At 72.0% G+C, this 15,786-nt stretch carries 19 protein-coding genes; 10 read left to right on the forward strand and 9 right to left on the reverse strand.

The features are described from left to right. The first annotated feature begins 3 nt into the window (after positions 1-3). Both ACZ6N8_RS11540 and ACZ6N8_RS11545 read left to right on the forward strand, forming a co-directional pair. Complete coding sequence (locus tag ACZ6N8_RS11540; RefSeq protein WP_466009374.1) at positions 4-987, forward strand: aldo/keto reductase; 984 nt, start codon at positions 4-6, stop codon at positions 985-987. A gap of 4 nt (positions 988-991) precedes the next feature. Then, a complete protein-coding gene (locus ACZ6N8_RS11545) occupies positions 992-1,186 on the forward strand; it encodes a hypothetical protein (RefSeq protein WP_466009376.1) in 195 nt (64 codons plus the stop codon). 111 nt (positions 1,187-1,297) lie between these two features. On the opposite strand, the gene ACZ6N8_RS11550 is transcribed toward ACZ6N8_RS11545, so the two are convergent. The 7 genes from ACZ6N8_RS11550 to ACZ6N8_RS11580 form a co-directional block, all read right to left on the reverse strand. Continuing rightward, positions 1,298-1,501, reverse strand: a complete 204-nt coding sequence (locus tag ACZ6N8_RS11550) for a cold-shock protein (protein WP_007075740.1) — start codon at positions 1,499-1,501, stop codon at positions 1,298-1,300. Positions 1,502-1,789: 288 nt separating this feature from the next. Then, positions 1,790-2,062, reverse strand: a complete 273-nt coding sequence (locus ACZ6N8_RS11555; RefSeq protein ID WP_354819242.1) for a DUF4235 domain-containing protein — start codon at positions 2,060-2,062, stop codon at positions 1,790-1,792. Continuing rightward, complete coding sequence (locus ACZ6N8_RS11560; RefSeq protein ID WP_364371357.1) at positions 2,059-2,400, reverse strand: DUF3618 domain-containing protein; 342 nt, start codon at positions 2,398-2,400, stop codon at positions 2,059-2,061. The genes ACZ6N8_RS11555 and ACZ6N8_RS11560 overlap by 4 nt, the downstream gene beginning before the upstream one ends. After that, entirely contained in the window at positions 2,397-2,831 is a 435-nt protein-coding gene (locus tag ACZ6N8_RS11565) for a phage holin family protein (RefSeq protein ID WP_355248801.1), read from the reverse strand. Before ACZ6N8_RS11565 ends, ACZ6N8_RS11560 begins: the two co-directional genes overlap by 4 nt. A 207-nt stretch (positions 2,832-3,038) precedes the next feature. Then, entirely contained in the window at positions 3,039-4,241 is a 1,203-nt protein-coding gene (locus ACZ6N8_RS11570; protein ID WP_466009378.1) for a mechanosensitive ion channel family protein, read from the reverse strand. A gap of 82 nt (positions 4,242-4,323) precedes the next feature. Beyond that, on the reverse strand, positions 4,324-5,145 hold the full coding sequence (locus ACZ6N8_RS11575; protein ID WP_466009379.1) for a DUF1206 domain-containing protein: 822 nt from the start codon (positions 5,143-5,145) through the stop codon (positions 4,324-4,326). A gap of 59 nt (positions 5,146-5,204) precedes the next feature. After that, positions 5,205-5,570, reverse strand: a complete 366-nt coding sequence (locus tag ACZ6N8_RS11580) for a hypothetical protein (RefSeq protein ID WP_377599444.1) — start codon at positions 5,568-5,570, stop codon at positions 5,205-5,207. A 75-nt stretch (positions 5,571-5,645) separates the two neighbouring features. Between ACZ6N8_RS11580 and ACZ6N8_RS11585 the strand changes: the two genes are divergently transcribed. Continuing rightward, a complete protein-coding gene (locus ACZ6N8_RS11585) occupies positions 5,646-6,872 on the forward strand; it encodes a cysteine desulfurase-like protein (protein ID WP_466009381.1) in 1,227 nt (408 codons plus the stop codon). Then, a complete protein-coding gene (locus tag ACZ6N8_RS11590) occupies positions 6,869-7,156 on the forward strand; it encodes a GNAT family N-acetyltransferase (RefSeq protein WP_466009383.1) in 288 nt (95 codons plus the stop codon). The genes ACZ6N8_RS11585 and ACZ6N8_RS11590 overlap by 4 nt, the downstream gene beginning before the upstream one ends. Here the strand turns inward: ACZ6N8_RS11590 and ACZ6N8_RS11595 are convergent. Then, a complete protein-coding gene (locus ACZ6N8_RS11595) occupies positions 7,153-8,643 on the reverse strand; it encodes a glycoside hydrolase family 3 protein (protein ID WP_466009385.1) in 1,491 nt (496 codons plus the stop codon). The genes ACZ6N8_RS11590 and ACZ6N8_RS11595 overlap by 4 nt on opposite strands. A gap of 215 nt (positions 8,644-8,858) precedes the next feature. On the opposite strand from ACZ6N8_RS11595, the gene ACZ6N8_RS11600 reads away from it, so the two are divergent. The 4 genes from ACZ6N8_RS11600 (at position 8,859) to ACZ6N8_RS11615 (ending at position 12,275) form a co-directional block, all read left to right on the forward strand. Further along, entirely contained in the window at positions 8,859-8,984 is a 126-nt protein-coding gene (locus ACZ6N8_RS11600) for a hypothetical protein (RefSeq protein WP_334628212.1), read from the forward strand. A gap of 80 nt (positions 8,985-9,064) precedes the next feature. Beyond that, on the forward strand, positions 9,065-10,015 hold the full coding sequence (locus tag ACZ6N8_RS11605) for a TIGR03557 family F420-dependent LLM class oxidoreductase (protein WP_466009387.1): 951 nt from the start codon (positions 9,065-9,067) through the stop codon (positions 10,013-10,015). A 72-nt stretch (positions 10,016-10,087) separates the two neighbouring features. Then, positions 10,088-11,719 (forward strand): RecQ family ATP-dependent DNA helicase, encoded by a 1,632-nt coding sequence (locus ACZ6N8_RS11610; protein WP_466009388.1) that lies wholly within the window; start codon positions 10,088-10,090, stop codon positions 11,717-11,719. Between the two features lie 52 nt (positions 11,720-11,771). Further along, positions 11,772-12,275 (forward strand): hypothetical protein, encoded by a 504-nt coding sequence (locus tag ACZ6N8_RS11615; RefSeq protein ID WP_357991579.1) that lies wholly within the window; start codon positions 11,772-11,774, stop codon positions 12,273-12,275. Here ACZ6N8_RS11615 and ACZ6N8_RS11620 read toward each other — a convergent pair. Beyond that, the gene (locus ACZ6N8_RS11620; RefSeq protein ID WP_466009390.1) at positions 12,265-13,845 is read right to left on the reverse strand and encodes an MFS transporter; all 1,581 of its coding nucleotides are present in this window, start codon (positions 13,843-13,845) and stop codon (positions 12,265-12,267) included. The genes ACZ6N8_RS11615 and ACZ6N8_RS11620 overlap by 11 nt on opposite strands. Positions 13,846-13,926: 81 nt before the next feature. On the opposite strand from ACZ6N8_RS11620, the gene ACZ6N8_RS11625 reads away from it, so the two are divergent. Together ACZ6N8_RS11625 and ACZ6N8_RS11630 are read left to right on the forward strand one after the other, a co-directional pair. After that, positions 13,927-14,688 (forward strand): TetR/AcrR family transcriptional regulator, encoded by a 762-nt coding sequence (locus ACZ6N8_RS11625; RefSeq protein ID WP_466009392.1) that lies wholly within the window; start codon positions 13,927-13,929, stop codon positions 14,686-14,688. Between the two features lie 9 nt (positions 14,689-14,697). Beyond that, positions 14,698-15,732, forward strand: a complete 1,035-nt coding sequence (locus ACZ6N8_RS11630) for an AraC-like ligand-binding domain-containing protein (protein WP_466009393.1) — start codon at positions 14,698-14,700, stop codon at positions 15,730-15,732. The last annotated feature ends 54 nt before the right edge of the window (positions 15,733-15,786 follow it).

Here is a 15,786-nt window from a genome sequence, read left to right on the forward strand (position 1 = left end):
GGCATGGAACAGCGCAGCTTCAACCGGCTCGGCCGGAGCGTCGGAGTGGTCGGCCTGGGTGCCTGGCAGCTCGGCGCCGACTGGGGCACCGTCAGCGAGTCCGACGCGACGGCCGTGCTCACCGCCGCCGTGGACGCCGGTGTCACCTTCCTCGACACCGCGGACGTGTACGGCGACGGCCGCAGCGAGCAGCTCATCGGCCGTTTCCTCCGCTCCCGCCCCGACGCCGGGCTGACCGTCGCCACCAAGATGGGCCGCCGCGTCGAGCAGCGCGCCGAGGCGTACACCCTTGCCAACTTCCGGCAGTGGACCGACCGGTCCCGGGCCAACCTGGGCATGGACACACTGGACCTGGTGCAGCTGCACTGCCCGCCCACCGCCGTCTTCGCCTCCGACGAGGTCTTCGACGCCCTGGACACCCTCGTCGCCGAGAAGGCCGTCGCCGGGTACGGCGTCAGCGTGGAGACCTGCGACCAGGCCCTCACCGCCATCGCCCGACCGGGCGTGGCGAGCGTGCAGATCATCCTCAACGCGGTACGCCACAAGCCGCTGGAGCAGGTCCTGCCGGCGGCCTCGGCGGCCGGGGTCGGCATCATCGCCCGGGTGCCGCTGGCCAGCGGACTGCTCTCCGGCCGGTACGACGAGCACACCGAGTTCCCCGCCGACGACCACCGCAACTTCAACAGGCACGGCGCCGCGTTCGACGTCGGCGAGACGTTCTCCGGCGTCGACTTCGAGCGCGGCCTGGCTGCCGTACGCCGGCTCGCGCCACTTGTCGACGCGGATCGCACGATGGCGCAGTTCGCCCTGCGCTGGGTGGTGGACCAGCCCGGCGTCACAGTCGTCATCCCCGGTGCCCGCGACGCCGAGCAGGCGCGGCGCAACGCGGCCACCGCGGCCCAGGCGCCGCTGACCGCCGAGCAGTTGGCAGGGGTACGCGAGGTCTACGACGAGCTGATCCGCCCGAAGGTGCACGACAGGTGGTGACGCGATGAGGGGTTGGCTCACGCTCAGCCTCGGCCTGCTGGCGGTCGTGGTCGGTGCGGTGTGGACGGTGCAGGGCCTCGGCTACGTCGGTGGCAGCGTCATGACCGACGAGCGGTTCTGGGCGGTGCTCGGCCCGATCGTGGCGCTGGCCGGTCTCGTGGTGATCTGGTTCGGCCTGCGGTCGCGCCGCCGACTCTGACCCGTCGGCCCCCGGGACGTGGAACAGCCCCGTATCCCTTGCGGGATACGGGGCTGCACAACGACCCCTGGCCGGATCGTCCCACTGGCCGGCGGGGGCCGGCCGCACTACTCAGATCGGACGGACCTGCTCAGCCTGCGGGCCCTTCTGACCCTGAGCGATCTCGAACTCCACCCGCTGGTTCTCCTCCAGCGTGCGGTAGCCGCTGGTCTGGATGGCCGAGAAGTGGACGAACACGTCAGCACCCCCGCCGTCGACGGTGATGAAGCCGAAGCCCTTGTCAGCGTTGAACCACTTCACGGTTCCCTGCGCCATGTGTATCTCCTTCTAAAACTGGCGGCCGTGCACGCCGTGCGGCCGATTGGCCGTTTTCGAGCAGCGGCGCCTGAGGCGGCCCCATGACTGGGGCTTCTCTCAACCCACGCCATCTCGCAACAGCGTGGAACAGCAAATCACGTACGCAAAAACTCTGCACGACCTCTCCGACGAATTTCTCCGACATGTGACCTGACGGATGCCTGAGATCGCTGGGCGTCGTGCTCCACCGTGCGAAAGGCCCCCTTCCCGTCGATACGGGAAGGGGGCCGATGTCGATGTGTCGGGTCAGTCCGGCCAGTGGCCGGTCATCCGGCGTACGCCCACCGCTCCACCCCGGTCCACTGCGGCCCGGACCACAGCGAAGATGGCCCCCTGAAGTGCCGCGGCGGCAAGGATCTCGCCCCAGCCGCGGTCCTCGTCGGTGGCGTTGGGCGCCTCACCGTCGCCCGCGGTGACCTTCCAGACCTGCCGGAAGATCGCGCCCGCCACCGTACCCGCGGCGATACCCAACAGGATGCCTGCCGGCCGGTACGCGACCCTGCCGATGCTCTTGCTCACCTACGCCTCCCCCGCACGATCATCAGCAACACCACGGCGGCCACCGCGCCGGCGGCCACCGTCGCCCACGGCACCGGATTGCGCCGGACCATGTCCCCCTTGTCGTACGCCTGCGCCCGCACGTCCTCGGCGTGGCGCACAGCCTGCCCCTTGACCCGGGCCACGGTCTGCGCCGCCTGCTCGCGCATCCGCTCCCGTGCCTGACCGGCGGACTCCTTCAGGCGCGCCTTGACGTCCGCCTTGGCGGCCAGCGCCTCCATCGTCTCGCCCAACTCGACCCGGGTACGACGGATCTCCTCGCGGAGCGCCTCCGTGTCGCCGGTCCCGTTACCCGTCATGCCCGTCCCCTGTCCTTCACCGCGGCGGCGACGGTGTCCACGTCGGCCCGCAGGCTGCGTACCGTGGCCGCCGGGACCGGCGGGACCGCACGGCTGACCTGCTTCTTGCCCACCAGGGCGAGGATGCCGGCGACCAGGAAGAGCGCCACCGCCACGATCAGGGCGGCGGCCCAGGCGGGTAGTACCAGGTCCAGCAGCAGGATCGCCGTGACGACAAGCGCTCCCAGGCCGTAGAACGCCATCGCTCCGCCGCCGCCGAACAGGCCGATCCCGATGCCGGCGTGCTTGCCCTTCTCGGTCAACTCCGCCCGGGCCAGCGCCAGTTCGTCCCGTACGAGGCGGGAGACCTGCTCGGTGGCTCGCTGCACCAGCTCGGCGGTGGAGGGCTCGCTCCCGTTGCGGGATGTGCGGGCGTTCGCCACGTCAGCCATGCTGTCCTCCTTTCCTCATCACCGCGCTGTATGCCCGGAGTCGCCGCCCGTCAATCCTAAAGCGCGGCGAGCGGGTGCCCGTCCCTGTCGTCCGGTCGCCGCGCCGCCGAAATCCGGTGCCCGGCGACCGCCCGCGACAGAGAAGTCCGGCAGCGGATCCCCCACCCAAGCCTGCCCAAACCTCTCAACCGCCCCGACTCGCGCGCGCTAGGGGCGCAGGGACGCGGAGGAGGTTTCGTCGGGGCCCACGAAGGCCTCGCTGCGGGCGTCGCCGTCGTCGCTGCCGCCGAAGACGCGGGCGTCGTCGGGGGCCTCGGTGCCGCCCGGGCGGCGCACCGGCCGGCGGGGCTGCACCCACTGCCACGGCAGGTTGCTGCTGGCGTCGCCCAGCTCGGTACGCATCCGGGGCATCGCGGTGGGCCGGTTGTCCCGGATCCAGGCGACCAGGTGTTCGCGGACGAGGCAGCGCAGGTCCCACAGGCTGCCGGCGTCGGCGGCGCTGACCAGCGCGCGTACCCGTACCGTTCCGCCGGTGGCGTCGGTGACCTGCAGGACGCAGACCCGCCCGTCCCACAGCTCGGTGCCCTCCACGAGGCGGCGCAGCTCCTCCCTCATGGTCTGCACCGGCACCGCCCAGTCGACGTCGAACTCGGCGGTGCCCAGCACCGCCGCCTCGGTGCGGGTCCAGTTCTGGAAGGGCTTGCTGGTGAAGTACGACGTGGGCAGGATCAGCCGCCGGTCGTCCCAGATCTGCACGACCACGTAGCTGAGCGTCAGTTCCTCGATGCGGCCCCACTCCCCCTCGACGACCACCACGTCGTCGAGGCGTACGGCGTCGCTGAAGGCGAGCTGGAGGCCTGCGAAGACGTTGCCGAGCAGGCTCTGCGCGGCGAGGGCGGCCACCACACCCACCACACCGGCGGAGGTGAGCACGCCGGCGCCGATGCCGCGCACGCTCGGGAACGTCATGAGCATCACGCCGACGGTCAGGATGACGATCACCGCGATGGTGAGCCGGCGCAGCATCACCACCTGGGTGCGGACGCGCCGGGCGTGCCTGTTGTCCGGTACGTCCACCCGGAAGCGGGCCAGCGCGGTGTCCTCGACGACGACCAGCAGCGACGCGACCAGCCAGGCGGTGGTGGCGATCACGCCGAGGACGAGCAGGTGCAGCAGCAGCTGCCGCCAGTGCTCGCCGACGGCGTACCCGGTGCTGAACCGGACGGCGAACTGCACGGCCAGGACCGTCCCGGCGACCTGGAACGGGCGGTGCGCGTGATCGGTCAGCTCGGTCGACAGCTGCGACCGGCGGCCGAACCGCCGGGTGAGCCGGTGGACGACCTCGACCAGAAAGAGAGCGACCGCCGCCGCGGCGAGCGCGGCGACGGCCGTCGTGAGGTAACTCTGCACGGGTTCGGTGCTTCCCTTCGACCAGGCGTCGGCGCTTCGGGCAAAAGCCCAAGAGTGCCGCACGTAGCCGGAATCGACCAGCTCAGACCTTGCGGTACCGGGACTGGAGGAAGCAGTAGACGCCGAAGGCGGCGATGCCCAGGGCGACAAGGGTCAGCAGGAACGTGCCGTACGACTGCTCCTGAAGCGTGTGTAGCGCGGCGTCCAGACCACGGGCCTTCTCCGGGTCGTAGTTCACCGCCGCCACGATGACCAGCAGACCGGCGATGCCGTACGCGACGCCCTTGGCGACGTACCCGGCGATGCCGAGGCGACGGGCCAACTGGCGGGTCTTCGGGCTCATCTCACCGGTCTTCAGGTGCTTCTCGAACTTCTTGCGGATGCCGTAGATCACCAGGCCGATGCCGATCGCGGCGAGCACCAGCCCGGCCAGACCGACCAGCCAGCGACCGCCGGTGGAGGTCATCAGCTTGCCGGTCAGCGCCTCCTGCTGGTCGGCGCTGTTCGACGAGGCGTCGGAGAAGACCTTGAACGCGGTCCAGGCGAAGTAGAGGTAGACGATGGTCCGGCCGGCCGAGGCGAGCCGTTCCATGACCCGTTCCTTGCCGCGCTCGGCGCGGTGCCCGACAGCCGCCTCGAGGCCCTGCCAGATCGCCATCGCGAGCAGGCCGACCGCGACGGCGATCACCAGGAACTTTCCGAGGGGCTGTGCGGAGAGGGTACGCAGCGCGCCGGACTGGTCGCCGTCGTCGGACGACGTGCCGAACGCGATCTGCAACGCCAGCCAGGCGAAGAGCAGGTGCACGATGCCGTAGCCGATGAAGCCGGCCCGGGCGAGGAGTTCCAGCCACCGGCTGTCCGCCGTACGGGAGGCGGTGGCTTCGGCGTTACGGGTAAGTGACATGGCGCCACAATCTCCGTTTACGAAGATTCCCAAACGTCGGCCACCACCGCCCGGGGCGGTCAGTTGCCCGGATTGCGCGAAACGCGGATCTTGACCTGCTGGTCGGTGACGCTGTCCAGCGTCACCGCGAAGCCGCCGGCCTCGGTGGCCTGTTGCCCGGTGGTCAGGGTCAACTGCTCGCCGGCGACCTCGACGGTCACCTGGTCGCCCTCGGCGCCGACCAGCTTGGCCTCGACGCCGAGAATTGTGGCGCTCGCGTCGACACCCCGCTCGAAGGTGACCGTGCAGGCGTCCAGCCCGCAGTCGGTGGAGGCGCCCTGGGAGCTGCACCCGGCGAGCACGGCGAGACCGAGCGCCAGACCGGCGAACAGACCGGCGGCGCGGCGGACGGGGGGAAGGGACATGGTGGCGGGTCGGTTCGTCACCCCGCCAAGAGTACGAGACGCCGGCGACGCCGGCCGGCGACGAAGGCGCGACGCATCCCGGCTAGGGTCCGGGACATGCCCTTCGACATCGCCCGCACCCGGGCCGCCTACCCCGCCCTGACCGAGGGCTTCGTCCACTTCGACGGTGCCGGGGGCACCCAGACCGCGGCCGGTGTGATCGACGCGGTGGCCGACGCCATGCGCAGCGCGGTCGGCAACCGCAGTGCCGCATTCGTCCCGGGTCGCCGGTCGTTGGAGCTGGTCGCCGAGGCGCGCTCGGCGGTGGCCGACCTGCTCGACGCCGACCCGGCCGGGGTGGTGCTCGGTCCGAGCGCCACCGCGCTGACGTACACCCTGGCCCGTACGCTCGGCGCGACCTGGCGCCCGGGCGACGAGGTGGTCGTGTCCCGGCTCGACCACGACGCCAACGTGCGGCCGTGGGTGCAGGCGGCCGAGGCGGCCGGCGCGACGGTGCGCTGGGCCGAGGTCGACCGGGAGACCGGCGAGCTGCCCGCCGCGCAGTACACCGACCTGGTCGGCGAGCGGACCCGGCTGGTCGCGGTGACCGCCGGCAGCAATGCCATCGGCACCGTGCCGGACGTGCCGGCGATCGCCAAGATCGCACACGCGGTCGGCGCGCTGGTCTTCGTCGACGGGGTCCACTCGGTGCCGCACGGGCCTACCGACCTGGCCTCGCTCGGCGCCGACGTGCTGGTCACCAGCGCCTACAAGTGGTCCGGGCCGCACCTGGCGGCGATGGTGGCCGACCCGGCGCACTGGGAGGCGCTGCGCCCGGCGAAGCTGCTGCCGTCGTCCGACGCGGTGCCGGACCGGTTCGAGTACGGCACCCCGAGCTTCCCGCTGCTGGCCGGCGTCACCGCTGCCGTGGACCACCTCGCCGGGCTGGACCCGGAGGCGGTCGGCGACCGGCGGGCACGGCTGCGCGCCGGACTGGCCGCCGCGCAGGCGCACGAGGAGGCACTGCTGGAGCGGCTGCTCGCCGGGCTGGCGGAACGGCCCGCCGTCACCGTCTACGGTTCGCCGGCCCGGCGCTGCCCGACCGTGTCGTTCCGGGTCGCCGGGTTGTCACCGGCGGCCACCCAGGAGGCGTTGGGCGCCGCCGGTTTCTGCCTCTCGGCCGGCGACTACTACGCCTACGAGTACTTCCGACTGATGGGTCTGCGCGACAGCGGCGGCGCCGTGCGGGCCAGCCTCTACCACTACAACACCGCCGACGAGGTGGACCTGTTGCTCGCCGAACTCGACGTGGTGCTCGACCGGGAAGGGAGAATCACCCGGTGAGCACCCTGGTCAAGGACAACCCCGCCAAGAACCGCTTCGAGATCCTGGTCGACGACGCGCTTGCCGGTTTCACCGCGTACGTGCCCCGGGGGGAGGTGCTGGTCCTCACCCACACCGAGGTGGACCCGGGATTCCAGGGCAAGGGCGTGGCCAGCGCGCTGATCCGGGGTGCCCTGGACGAGATCCGCGCCAGGGGTGGCCGGCTGGTGCCGCAGTGCCCGTTCGTGGCCGCGTTCGTCGACAAACACCCCGAGTACGCCGACCTGGTCGTCGAGCAGGCCTAGGTCCTCCCGGTCAGCGCCTCGGCGGCCGCCCGCCCACTGGCCCGGGTGGCGCCGTGGGTGGCCAGGTGCACCGCCCCGATGACCAGCTCGGGTACGCCCAGCTCGACGACGACCGCGTCCGGGCGGGCCGCGACCGCCCGCCGTACGGCCTCCCGCATCCAGTCGTGCCGGTGCAGGTCGCGGACCACCAGCACGAGGGGACGCCCACCCGCCGGGGCGCCCGGGTCGGCGGGCACGTCCGGTTCGGCGTAGCGGACCGTGTCGGTGCCCGGCAGCAGCTCGCCCAGCGGCTCCCCGATGCCCCAGGGGGTTTCAGCGCCGATGGCGATGTTGCGCGGCGGCTCGAACTCGACCACGTACGCGGGGCGGGTCAGTGGCAGCACGGCCGGTACCGGTCGCGTGGTGCTGACCCGCACGGCGCGTCGGGCGGCGACGAGCCCGACGTCGGTGGCGCCGCGCGCCCCGTTCGACAGGGTGGTGCGGGCGGCGACCGTCCAGGCGGCGAGCTGACCGACCCGCTTGGCGGCCTCGGCGAGGCGTTCCTCGGGCAGCTCACCGGAGACCACGGCGGCCACGATGGCGTCGCGCAGCTCGCGGGCGTCCCGCTCCCCGGCGCGTTCACCGCCGACGCAGATGGCGTCGGCGCCGGCGGCGAGCGCGCGCACGGCCGCTCCGGCGAAGCCGTACCTGTCGGCGACGGCGCGCATCTCCACGGCGTCGGTCACGACCACACCGGAGAAGCCCAGCTCGTCGCGGAGCAGCCCGCCCAGGATGCGCTGGCTCAGGGTGGCCGGCAGCTCCGGGTCCAGGGCGGGGACCAGCAGGTGGCCGGTCATCACCGCCTGCACCCCGGCGGCCACGGCGGCCCGGAACGGGGCCAGCTCGCAGGCGTCGAGCCGGTCCCGGTCGGCGGTGATGCGGGGCAGGTCGTGGTGGGAGTCGACCCGGGTGTCGCCGTGGCCGGGGAAGTGTTTGGCACAGGCGGCGACGCCACCGGCCTGGAGCCCGCGGACCCAGGCGGCGGTGTGCCGGGCGACGAGCGCCGGGTCCGCTCCGAAGGAACGCACGCCGATCACCGGGTTGTCCGGGTTGGAGTTGACGTCGGCGTCCGGGGCGTAGTCGAGGGTGACCCCGGCGACTGCCAGTTCGGTGCCGAGGTCGCGGGCGACCGCCTCGGTCAACGCCGGGTCGTCGACCGCGCCGAGGGCGAAGTTGCCGGGCCGGGAGCTGCCCCGGCCGGATTCGATGCGGGTGACGTCGCCGGCCTCCTCGTCGATCGCCACGATGACGTCCGGGCGTTCGGCGCGCAGCGTGGCGGTGAGGGCCGCCACCTGGGCGGGGTCGACGATGTTGCGGGCGAACAGGACCACCCCGCCAAGCCCCTCGCCGAGCCAACGGCACACCCACGGCGGTGGGGTGGTGCCGACGAACCCGGGTTGCAGGACGGCGGCGGCGAGCGCCGACAGGCCTCCGGCTGGCGCGGTCACGCGATCCCCTCGCGGTGCTGGGCGTCCGTTCCCGGCGTCGACGCGTACCCGCCGACCCGCTGGTTGCGCTCGCTCATGCGGCCCCCGTACCCCATCTCTCGCGCGCCCTCGGCGCACCGCCCGGGCAGGCGGTGCTGCCATGGTCACACCGAGCGATTGAATAGTCAATAAACCTTACAGTTGCCCGACGGCGCGGTCCCGGGGAGAGTTCGGGAATGGATCCCGCCCTGCTTGCCGACGCGACGAGCCCCGCCGACATCCCCGGCGTACGCCTGCTCGGCCTCGTCGTCGGCGCCCTGCTGCTGCTCGCCGCGATCCGGGCGATGTTCGGCAAGCGCTGAGAAACGGCGCCACCGGTGTGACCGGAGGGCGTCGGGGTACCGCGTGGACATCAGCAGGTACGCGCGCCGAAGGGGACGCCATGAAGATCGGTTACTTCCTGTCCAGTGAGGAGTACACGCCCGAGGAGTTGCTGGAGCAGGCGCGCGGCGCCGAACAGGCAGGCTTCGAGGCGCTGTGGATCTCCGACCACTACCACCCGTGGGTGGACGCCCAGGGCCAGAGCCCGTTCGTCTGGTCGATGATCGGCGCGCTCAGCCAGGTCTGCTCGCTGCCGGTGACGACGGCCGTGACGTGCCCCACCGTGCGGATCCACCCGGCGGTGATCGCCCAGGCGGCGGCGACGAGCGCGGTGCTGCACGGTGGACGGTTCGTGCTCGGCGTCGGCACCGGCGAGGCGCTCAACGAACACATCTTCGGCGACGCCTGGCCGCAGGCCGACGTCCGGCTGGAGATGCTGGAGGAGTCCGTCGAGGTGCTGCGCAAGCTGTGGGAGGGCGGCTTCGTCAACCACCACGGCACGCACTACACGGTCGAGCACGCCCGCATCTATACGCTGCCCGACGCTCCCCCGCCGATCTACGTCTCCGGGTTCGGCCCGAAGGCCATCGACCTGGCCGCCCGCATCGGTGACGGCTACGTGAGCACCATGCCCGACGGCGACATGGTCCGGCGCTTCCGCGAGAACGGCGGCGGCGACAAGCCGTGCCAGGGCGGCTTCAAGGCGGCGTACGCGGACAGCGAGGACGAGGGCGTGCGGATCGCGTACGAGCGCTGGCCCAACGCCGGGGTGCCCGGTGAGCTGTCCCAGGTGCTGCCCTCGCCGCGGCACTTCGAGCAGGCCGGCGAGCTGGTCAAGCCGGAGATGATGAAGGAGGCGTTCGTCTGCGGAAACAACGCCGACGCGCACCTGGAGATGATCGACAAGTACGCCAAGGCCGGCTTCGACGAGGTGTACGTGGCCAACACCGGCCCCCACTACCAGGGCCTGTTCGACCTCTACCGGCGCGAGGTCCTGCCCCGACTGCGCTGAGCCGACGAGTCACGAGCCCATGATCGTCGAAAGTGTTTCGGCGGTCATGGGCTCGGGTACCTCCGGCCCTCGATGAAACTGTCCACGCATTCGATGTCGTTGCGCCGCGCGGCGCGCAGCCTGTTCGGCTGGAACGCGCTGCGGCCCAACCAGCTGGCCGCCATGCGCGCGGTGATGAAGCGACGCGACGCGCTTGTGGTCCTGCCCACCGGCGCCGGCAAGTCGGCGATCTACCAGATCCCGGCGAGCCTGATCCCCGGCCCCACCGTGGTGATCTCCCCGCTGCTGGCCCTGCAACAGGATCAGATCGCGGCCCTCAACGAGCGGCAGCGCCCCGAGCTGCGGGCGGTGCGGATCAGTTCGAACGAGTCGGCCACCCAGCAGGCCGAGGCGATCGCCGAGATCCGCGAGGGTCGGGCGGAGTTCCTGTTCATCACCCCTGAGCAGTTGAGCAACCCCGACCGGATGGCCGAGGTGAAGTCGCTCAAGCCGGCGCTGGTGGCGATCGACGAGGCGCACTGCATCTCGGCCTGGGGGCACGACTTCCGCCCCGACTACCTGGCGCTCGGGCACCTCATCGAGGGCATCGGCCGACCGCCTGTGGTCGCGCTGACGGCCACCGCCTCCCCGCCGGTCCGCGACGACATCATCGCCCGGCTGCGCCTGCGCGACCCGGAGCTGGTGGTGTCCGGTCTGGACCGACCCAACCTGTTCCTGGAGGTGGCGCACTGCCCCACCGAGGACTACCGGTGGCGGCGCCTGATGACCCTGCTGCGCGACGAGGGTCGACCAGGGATCATCTACGTGCCGACCCGTCGGGCGGCCGAGGAGTTGGCCAGCCGGTTGACCGACGCCGGTTTCCCGGCGCAGTTCTACCACGGTGGGATGGCCGCCGGCCCGCGCGCCGAGCTGCACGAGGCGTTCCTCGCCGACCAGGTACCGATCATGGTGGCCACCTCGGCGTTCGGCATGGGCATCGACAAGCCGAACATCGCCTGGGTGGTGCACATGGCGCTGCCCGACTCGCCGGACAGCTACTTCCAGGAGATCGGCCGGGCCGGCCGCGACGGCGAGCCGGCCCGGGTGCTGCTGCTCTGGCAGGCCGAGGACGTGGGTCTGCAACGCTTCTTCAGCGGCGGCCTGCCCGACGAGACCGAACTGCGCGACCTCGCCGCGCTGCTGCGCCGCAAGCCGGCCACGAAGACCGAACTGCGCGAGGCCACCGGACTCGGGCCGCGCAAGCTGGGCCAGTACCTCTCGTTGCTGGAGCAGGTGGGCGCCGCCGAGCCGCGCGCCCGCCAGCGCATCGGCGCGCCCCGCTACTCCCCCAATCCGACCGACGCCGCCGCCGCGGCGCTGGCCGAGGCGGAACGGCAGCAGACGGTCACCCGCTCGCGGACCGACATGATGCGGGCGTTCGCCGAGACCACCGCCTGCCGGGGGCAGACCCTGCTTGCCTACTTCGGCGAGCAGATGACGAAGGTCTGCGCGCACTGCGACAACTGCCACAACGGCACGAGCGTCGCCGACCAGGGCGCGGTCGGGCCGTTCCCGGTGCACAGCCAGGTCCGCCACCCGGAGTGGGGGCACGGCATGGTGCTCGGCTACGAGGACGACAAGATGACGGTTCTGTTCGACGAGGTCGGGTACAAGACCCTGTCCGTGCGCGTGGTGTCCGAACAGGGCCTGCTGACGCTGGACTAGCCTGACCCGGGCACCGATTGACCACACAGAGCAGGGCGGAAGGGGCGTTGCCGTGATCGAGCAGCCGGCGTACACCGGTTTTGGTTTCTCCGACGGGGAGTGGGGGCTGCTCGTCGGTCTGCCGCAGTCGGTGCTGACCGCCGCGAGCGCCGCCGAGTCCGACGGCACCCGCCGGACCATGGCGGAGACCGCGGCCGGGCTGGAGACGATCGCCGCCGGACGGGAGTCGGCCAGCCCGCTGGTCGCCGCCGTGGCCGGCGAGATCGTGACCCGGGTCGGCGACCCGGAGACCGGCGAGGAACTGCCTGTCATCGCGCCCGCCGACCCGCGCGCCATGATCGACGACGTGCTGCTGCGGGCCGGCGAGGCCGCCGCGCTGCTCGCCGCCCGGGTCGACGAGGGGGAGGCCGGCGCGTACAAGCACTGGCTGGTGAAAATCGCCGAGCAGGTGGTGGGCGCCGCGTCCAGCGGTGGGTTGCTGGGCCTGGGCGGCGAGACGGTGAGCGACTCCGAGCGGCGCTTCCGGGACCGGCTGGCGCACGTTCTCACCGACTGACGGACGACAGAGGCGTACCGGTCGGCTCGGCGGTCATCGCCGCCGGGTCGGCCGGCCGCACGCCGCGCAGCGCCAGCAGCGCGGTCGCCGCGCCCAGCAGCATCGCCGCCATGGCGGCGTACGCGGCCAGGTGCAGCCCGTCGGTGAACGCGTACCGGGCGGCGTGCAGCACCGCGTCACCCAGCTCCCCGGGCAGCCCCTTCGCCACGGCGAGCGCCCCGCCCAACGTCTCCCGAGCCGTGTCCCGGGCGCCCTGCGGCAGGTCGGCGGGCAGGCCGTCGAGGACCTCGCGCCGGTAGACCGCCGCGCCCACGCTGCCCAGGATCGCCATTCCCAGCGCGCCGCCCAGCTCGCTGCTGGACTCGGTGAGCGCGGAGGCGACGCCCGCCTGCTCCGGGGGTGCCGCGCCGAGGACCAGCTCGGTGACGAGGGACATCACCATCACCAGGCCGCCCGCGTAGACGCTGGCGCCGGCCAGCAGCAGCCACAGGTGCGAGTCCGGCGTGACCCGGGTCAGCACCACGAAGCCGAGCACGGCGATCCCGAAGCCGGCCCCGATCAGGTACGCCCGCTCGACGCGCTGGGCGAGGGCGGCGGCGGCCGGCGCGACGCCGCCCACCGCGAGCGACGGGACGAGGCTCCACAGTGCCGCCCGCAGCGGGCTCATGCCGAGCACCAGCTGGAGGTGCTGGGTGGTGAAGATGGCGAAGCCGACGAGCGCGAACATCGCCAGCAGGTTGACCGCGAGCGACCCGCCGAAGCCGCGCCTGCGGAACAGCGCCAGGTCGATCATCGGGTACGGCCGGGTCCGCTGCCGGCGCAGGAACAGCGCCGCGACGAGCAGGCCGGCGACGACGGCCAGCACCCGCGTCGCGTCGACGCCGTCGCGGGCCATCTCCTTGATGCCGTAGATCACCGGTAGCAGCGCGCCGAGCGACAGGACCGCGCTGACCAGGTCGAACGGCCCGGCGGCCGGGTTGCGGAACTCGGGCACCAGGACCGGGGCGAGCAGGAGCAGCATCAGCATCGCCGGGATGTTGATGAGGAAGATCGAGCCCCACCAGAAGTGCTCCAGCAGGACGCCGCTGAGCACCGGACCGATCGCGATGCCGCCGGTGAGCGTGGCCGTCCAGATGCCGATCGCGGTGCCCCGCTGCCGGGCGTCGTGGAACATGTTGCGCACCAGGGCGAGGGTGGAGGGCATCAGTGTGGCGCCGCCGATGCCGAGCACGGCACGCGCGGCGATGAGCGTCTCGGCGCTGTGGGCGTACGCGGCGAGCAGCGACGCCGCGCCGAACGCGGTGGCGCCGAGCAGCAGCAGTCGGCGCCTGCCGATCCGGTCACCGAGAGCGCCCATCGTGATCAGCAGGCCGGCCAGCACGAAGCCGTAGATGTCGAAGATCCACAGCTGCTGGGTGGCGGTGGGGCGCAGTTCCTCGCTGATGAACGGGACGGCGAAGTAGAGCACCGACACGTCCATCGAGACCAGGAGCAGCGGCAGCATCAGCACCGTGAACCCGATCCACTCCCGCCGGCCCGCCCTCGGTGCCTGTGTGATCGTCGTCGTCATGATCAGATCCCTTCTGCGTATGCCGTACGCTGTAATGCGTAGACCATACGCAGAACTAGGATGGCAAGGCAAGGAGGACATGTGGCGGCGAAGAAAGACGACAGCGGGCCGGCGCTCCCCCCGGCCATCGAGAGCGCCTGGGGGCTACGCGAGCGGCCACCCAAGGGGCCCCGCCCCGGGCTGAGCGTGCCCGGCATCGTGGACGCCGCCGTACGGGTGGCCGACGCCGACGGGCTGACGGCCGTCTCGATGAGCCGGGTCGCCAAGGAGCTGGGCGCCGCCACCATGGCCCTCTACCGGCACATCGGCTCGAAGGACGACCTGCTCCTGCTCATGGTCGACGCGGGCTACGGCCCGCCGCCCGGCCCGGCTGCTCCCGGCGACGGCTGGCGCGCCGGGCTGACCCGCTGGGCCCGCGCCGAACGCGACGTGCTGCGGCAACGGACCTGGCTGCTGCACGTGCCGATCACCGGCCCGCCGATCACCCCCCAGCAGCTCGGCTGGCTGGAGGACGGGCTGCGCTGCCTCGACGACACCCACCTGGCCGAGAGCGAGAAGATGTCGGTGATCCTGCTGATCACCGGCTACGTCCGCAACGAGGCCACGCTCACCGCCCAGATCGCCGAGGGCAGCCGGGCCGCCGGCGTCGAACCCGGCGAGATGATGCCCGCGTACGGTCGTACCGTGGCCCGACTCATCGAACCCGCGCGCTTCCCGGCACTGCACCGCGTGCTGACCTCCGGCGTCCTCAACCAGGACGACGACCCCGACGACGAGTTCACCTTCGGCCTCGACCGGATCCTCGACGGCATCGAGGCACTGGTCGACAGACGAGCTTCCTGAGGGGCACCGATGCTGCACCGGGAAACCATGGACACCACTGTCGTGCCACCGGGCGAGCGGTTCGGCATGTGGCTGGACCTGGTCGCGCGTACCTCGGCACCGATGCGGATCCGGTCCGCACACTCCGACGACTTCGCCGCCCGGGCCGACTTCTTCTACCTCGGCCCGATCCAGGTGGTCAAGTACCACTACCCGTCGCTGGATGCCACCCGAACTCACAAGCTCATCCGCCAGTCGGACCCGGAGCTCTACATGCTCGCTCTCACCACCGACGGCGTCGGCACGTCCAGTCAGGACGGCCGACGCAGCGAGATCCGCGCCGGTGAGTTCACCTTCTACGACGGGTCCCGGCCGCACGACGTCGGCCACCACGCCACCGAACCGGAGCAGGGCCGCGCCACCTCGATCATCGCGATGATCCCGCACGCCGCGCTGCCGCTGCCGCCGGAGCGGATGGCCGCGCTCTTCGGCGGCCGGATGTCCGGCAGCGAGGGGATCGGGGCGCTGCTGGCGCAGTTCCTGCTCCAGATCAGCTGGCACCCGGAGCAGTATCACGCCGCCGACGCCGGCCGCCTCGGCGCGGTCGGACTGGACCTGACCACCACCATGCTCGGCCGCCACCTGGTCGCCGAGGACGCGGTGCCGATCGAGGTACGCCGCCGGGCGCTTGTCACCCAGGTGCAGGCGTACGTCCACCGCCACGTCGGCGACCCGGCGCTCAGCCCACGGGTCGTCGCGGACGCCCACCACATCTCGTTGCGCTCGTTGCACAGGCTGTTCGAGGCCGAGGAGACGACAGTGGCGTCGTACATCCGCGACCTGCGGTTGACCAGGTGTCGGCGCGACCTGACCGATCCGACCCTGCGCACCCAGCCCGTGCAGGTCATCGCCGCGCGCTGGGGTTTTCCCGACAAGGCCCACTTCAGCCGGGTGTTCCGGGCGGCGTACGGCACCAGCCCGCAGGCGTACCGGGAGTCCGCCTCGGATCCGGCACGGATCGTCAACCACCCGGCATCCCTGGTCAACTCGCCTCCGGCAGACTGACAGCGCAGCGGCAGGCCGTCGTCGGTGGGCCGCTAACGGGGGGCCGTGGCGAGG

It is taken from the genome of Micromonospora sp. NPDC047521 (genome assembly GCF_055587305.1).

Coding starts and splice junctions, on each gene's coding strand:
- ACZ6N8_RS11540 (WP_466009374.1), top strand. CDS start 4: ATGGAACAGCGCAGCTTCAACCGGCTCGGCCGGAGCGTCGGAGTGGTC.
- ACZ6N8_RS11545 (WP_466009376.1), top strand. CDS start 992: ATGAGGGGTTGGCTCACGCTCAGCCTCGGCCTGCTGGCGGTCGTGGTC.
- ACZ6N8_RS11550 (WP_007075740.1), bottom strand. CDS start 1,501: ATGGCGCAGGGAACCGTGAAGTGGTTCAACGCTGACAAGGGCTTCGGC.
- ACZ6N8_RS11560 (WP_364371357.1), bottom strand. CDS start 2,400: ATGACGGGTAACGGGACCGGCGACACGGAGGCGCTCCGCGAGGAGATC.
- ACZ6N8_RS11565 (WP_355248801.1), bottom strand. CDS start 2,831: ATGGCTGACGTGGCGAACGCCCGCACATCCCGCAACGGGAGCGAGCCC.
- ACZ6N8_RS11575 (WP_466009379.1), bottom strand. CDS start 5,145: ATGTCACTTACCCGTAACGCCGAAGCCACCGCCTCCCGTACGGCGGAC.
- ACZ6N8_RS11585 (WP_466009381.1), top strand. CDS start 5,646: ATGCCCTTCGACATCGCCCGCACCCGGGCCGCCTACCCCGCCCTGACC.
- ACZ6N8_RS11600 (WP_334628212.1), top strand. CDS start 8,859: ATGGATCCCGCCCTGCTTGCCGACGCGACGAGCCCCGCCGACATCCCC.
- ACZ6N8_RS11605 (WP_466009387.1), top strand. CDS start 9,065: ATGAAGATCGGTTACTTCCTGTCCAGTGAGGAGTACACGCCCGAGGAG.
- ACZ6N8_RS11610 (WP_466009388.1), top strand. CDS start 10,088: ATGAAACTGTCCACGCATTCGATGTCGTTGCGCCGCGCGGCGCGCAGC.
- ACZ6N8_RS11620 (WP_466009390.1), bottom strand. CDS start 13,845: ATGACGACGACGATCACACAGGCACCGAGGGCGGGCCGGCGGGAGTGG.
- ACZ6N8_RS11630 (WP_466009393.1), top strand. CDS start 14,698: ATGCTGCACCGGGAAACCATGGACACCACTGTCGTGCCACCGGGCGAG.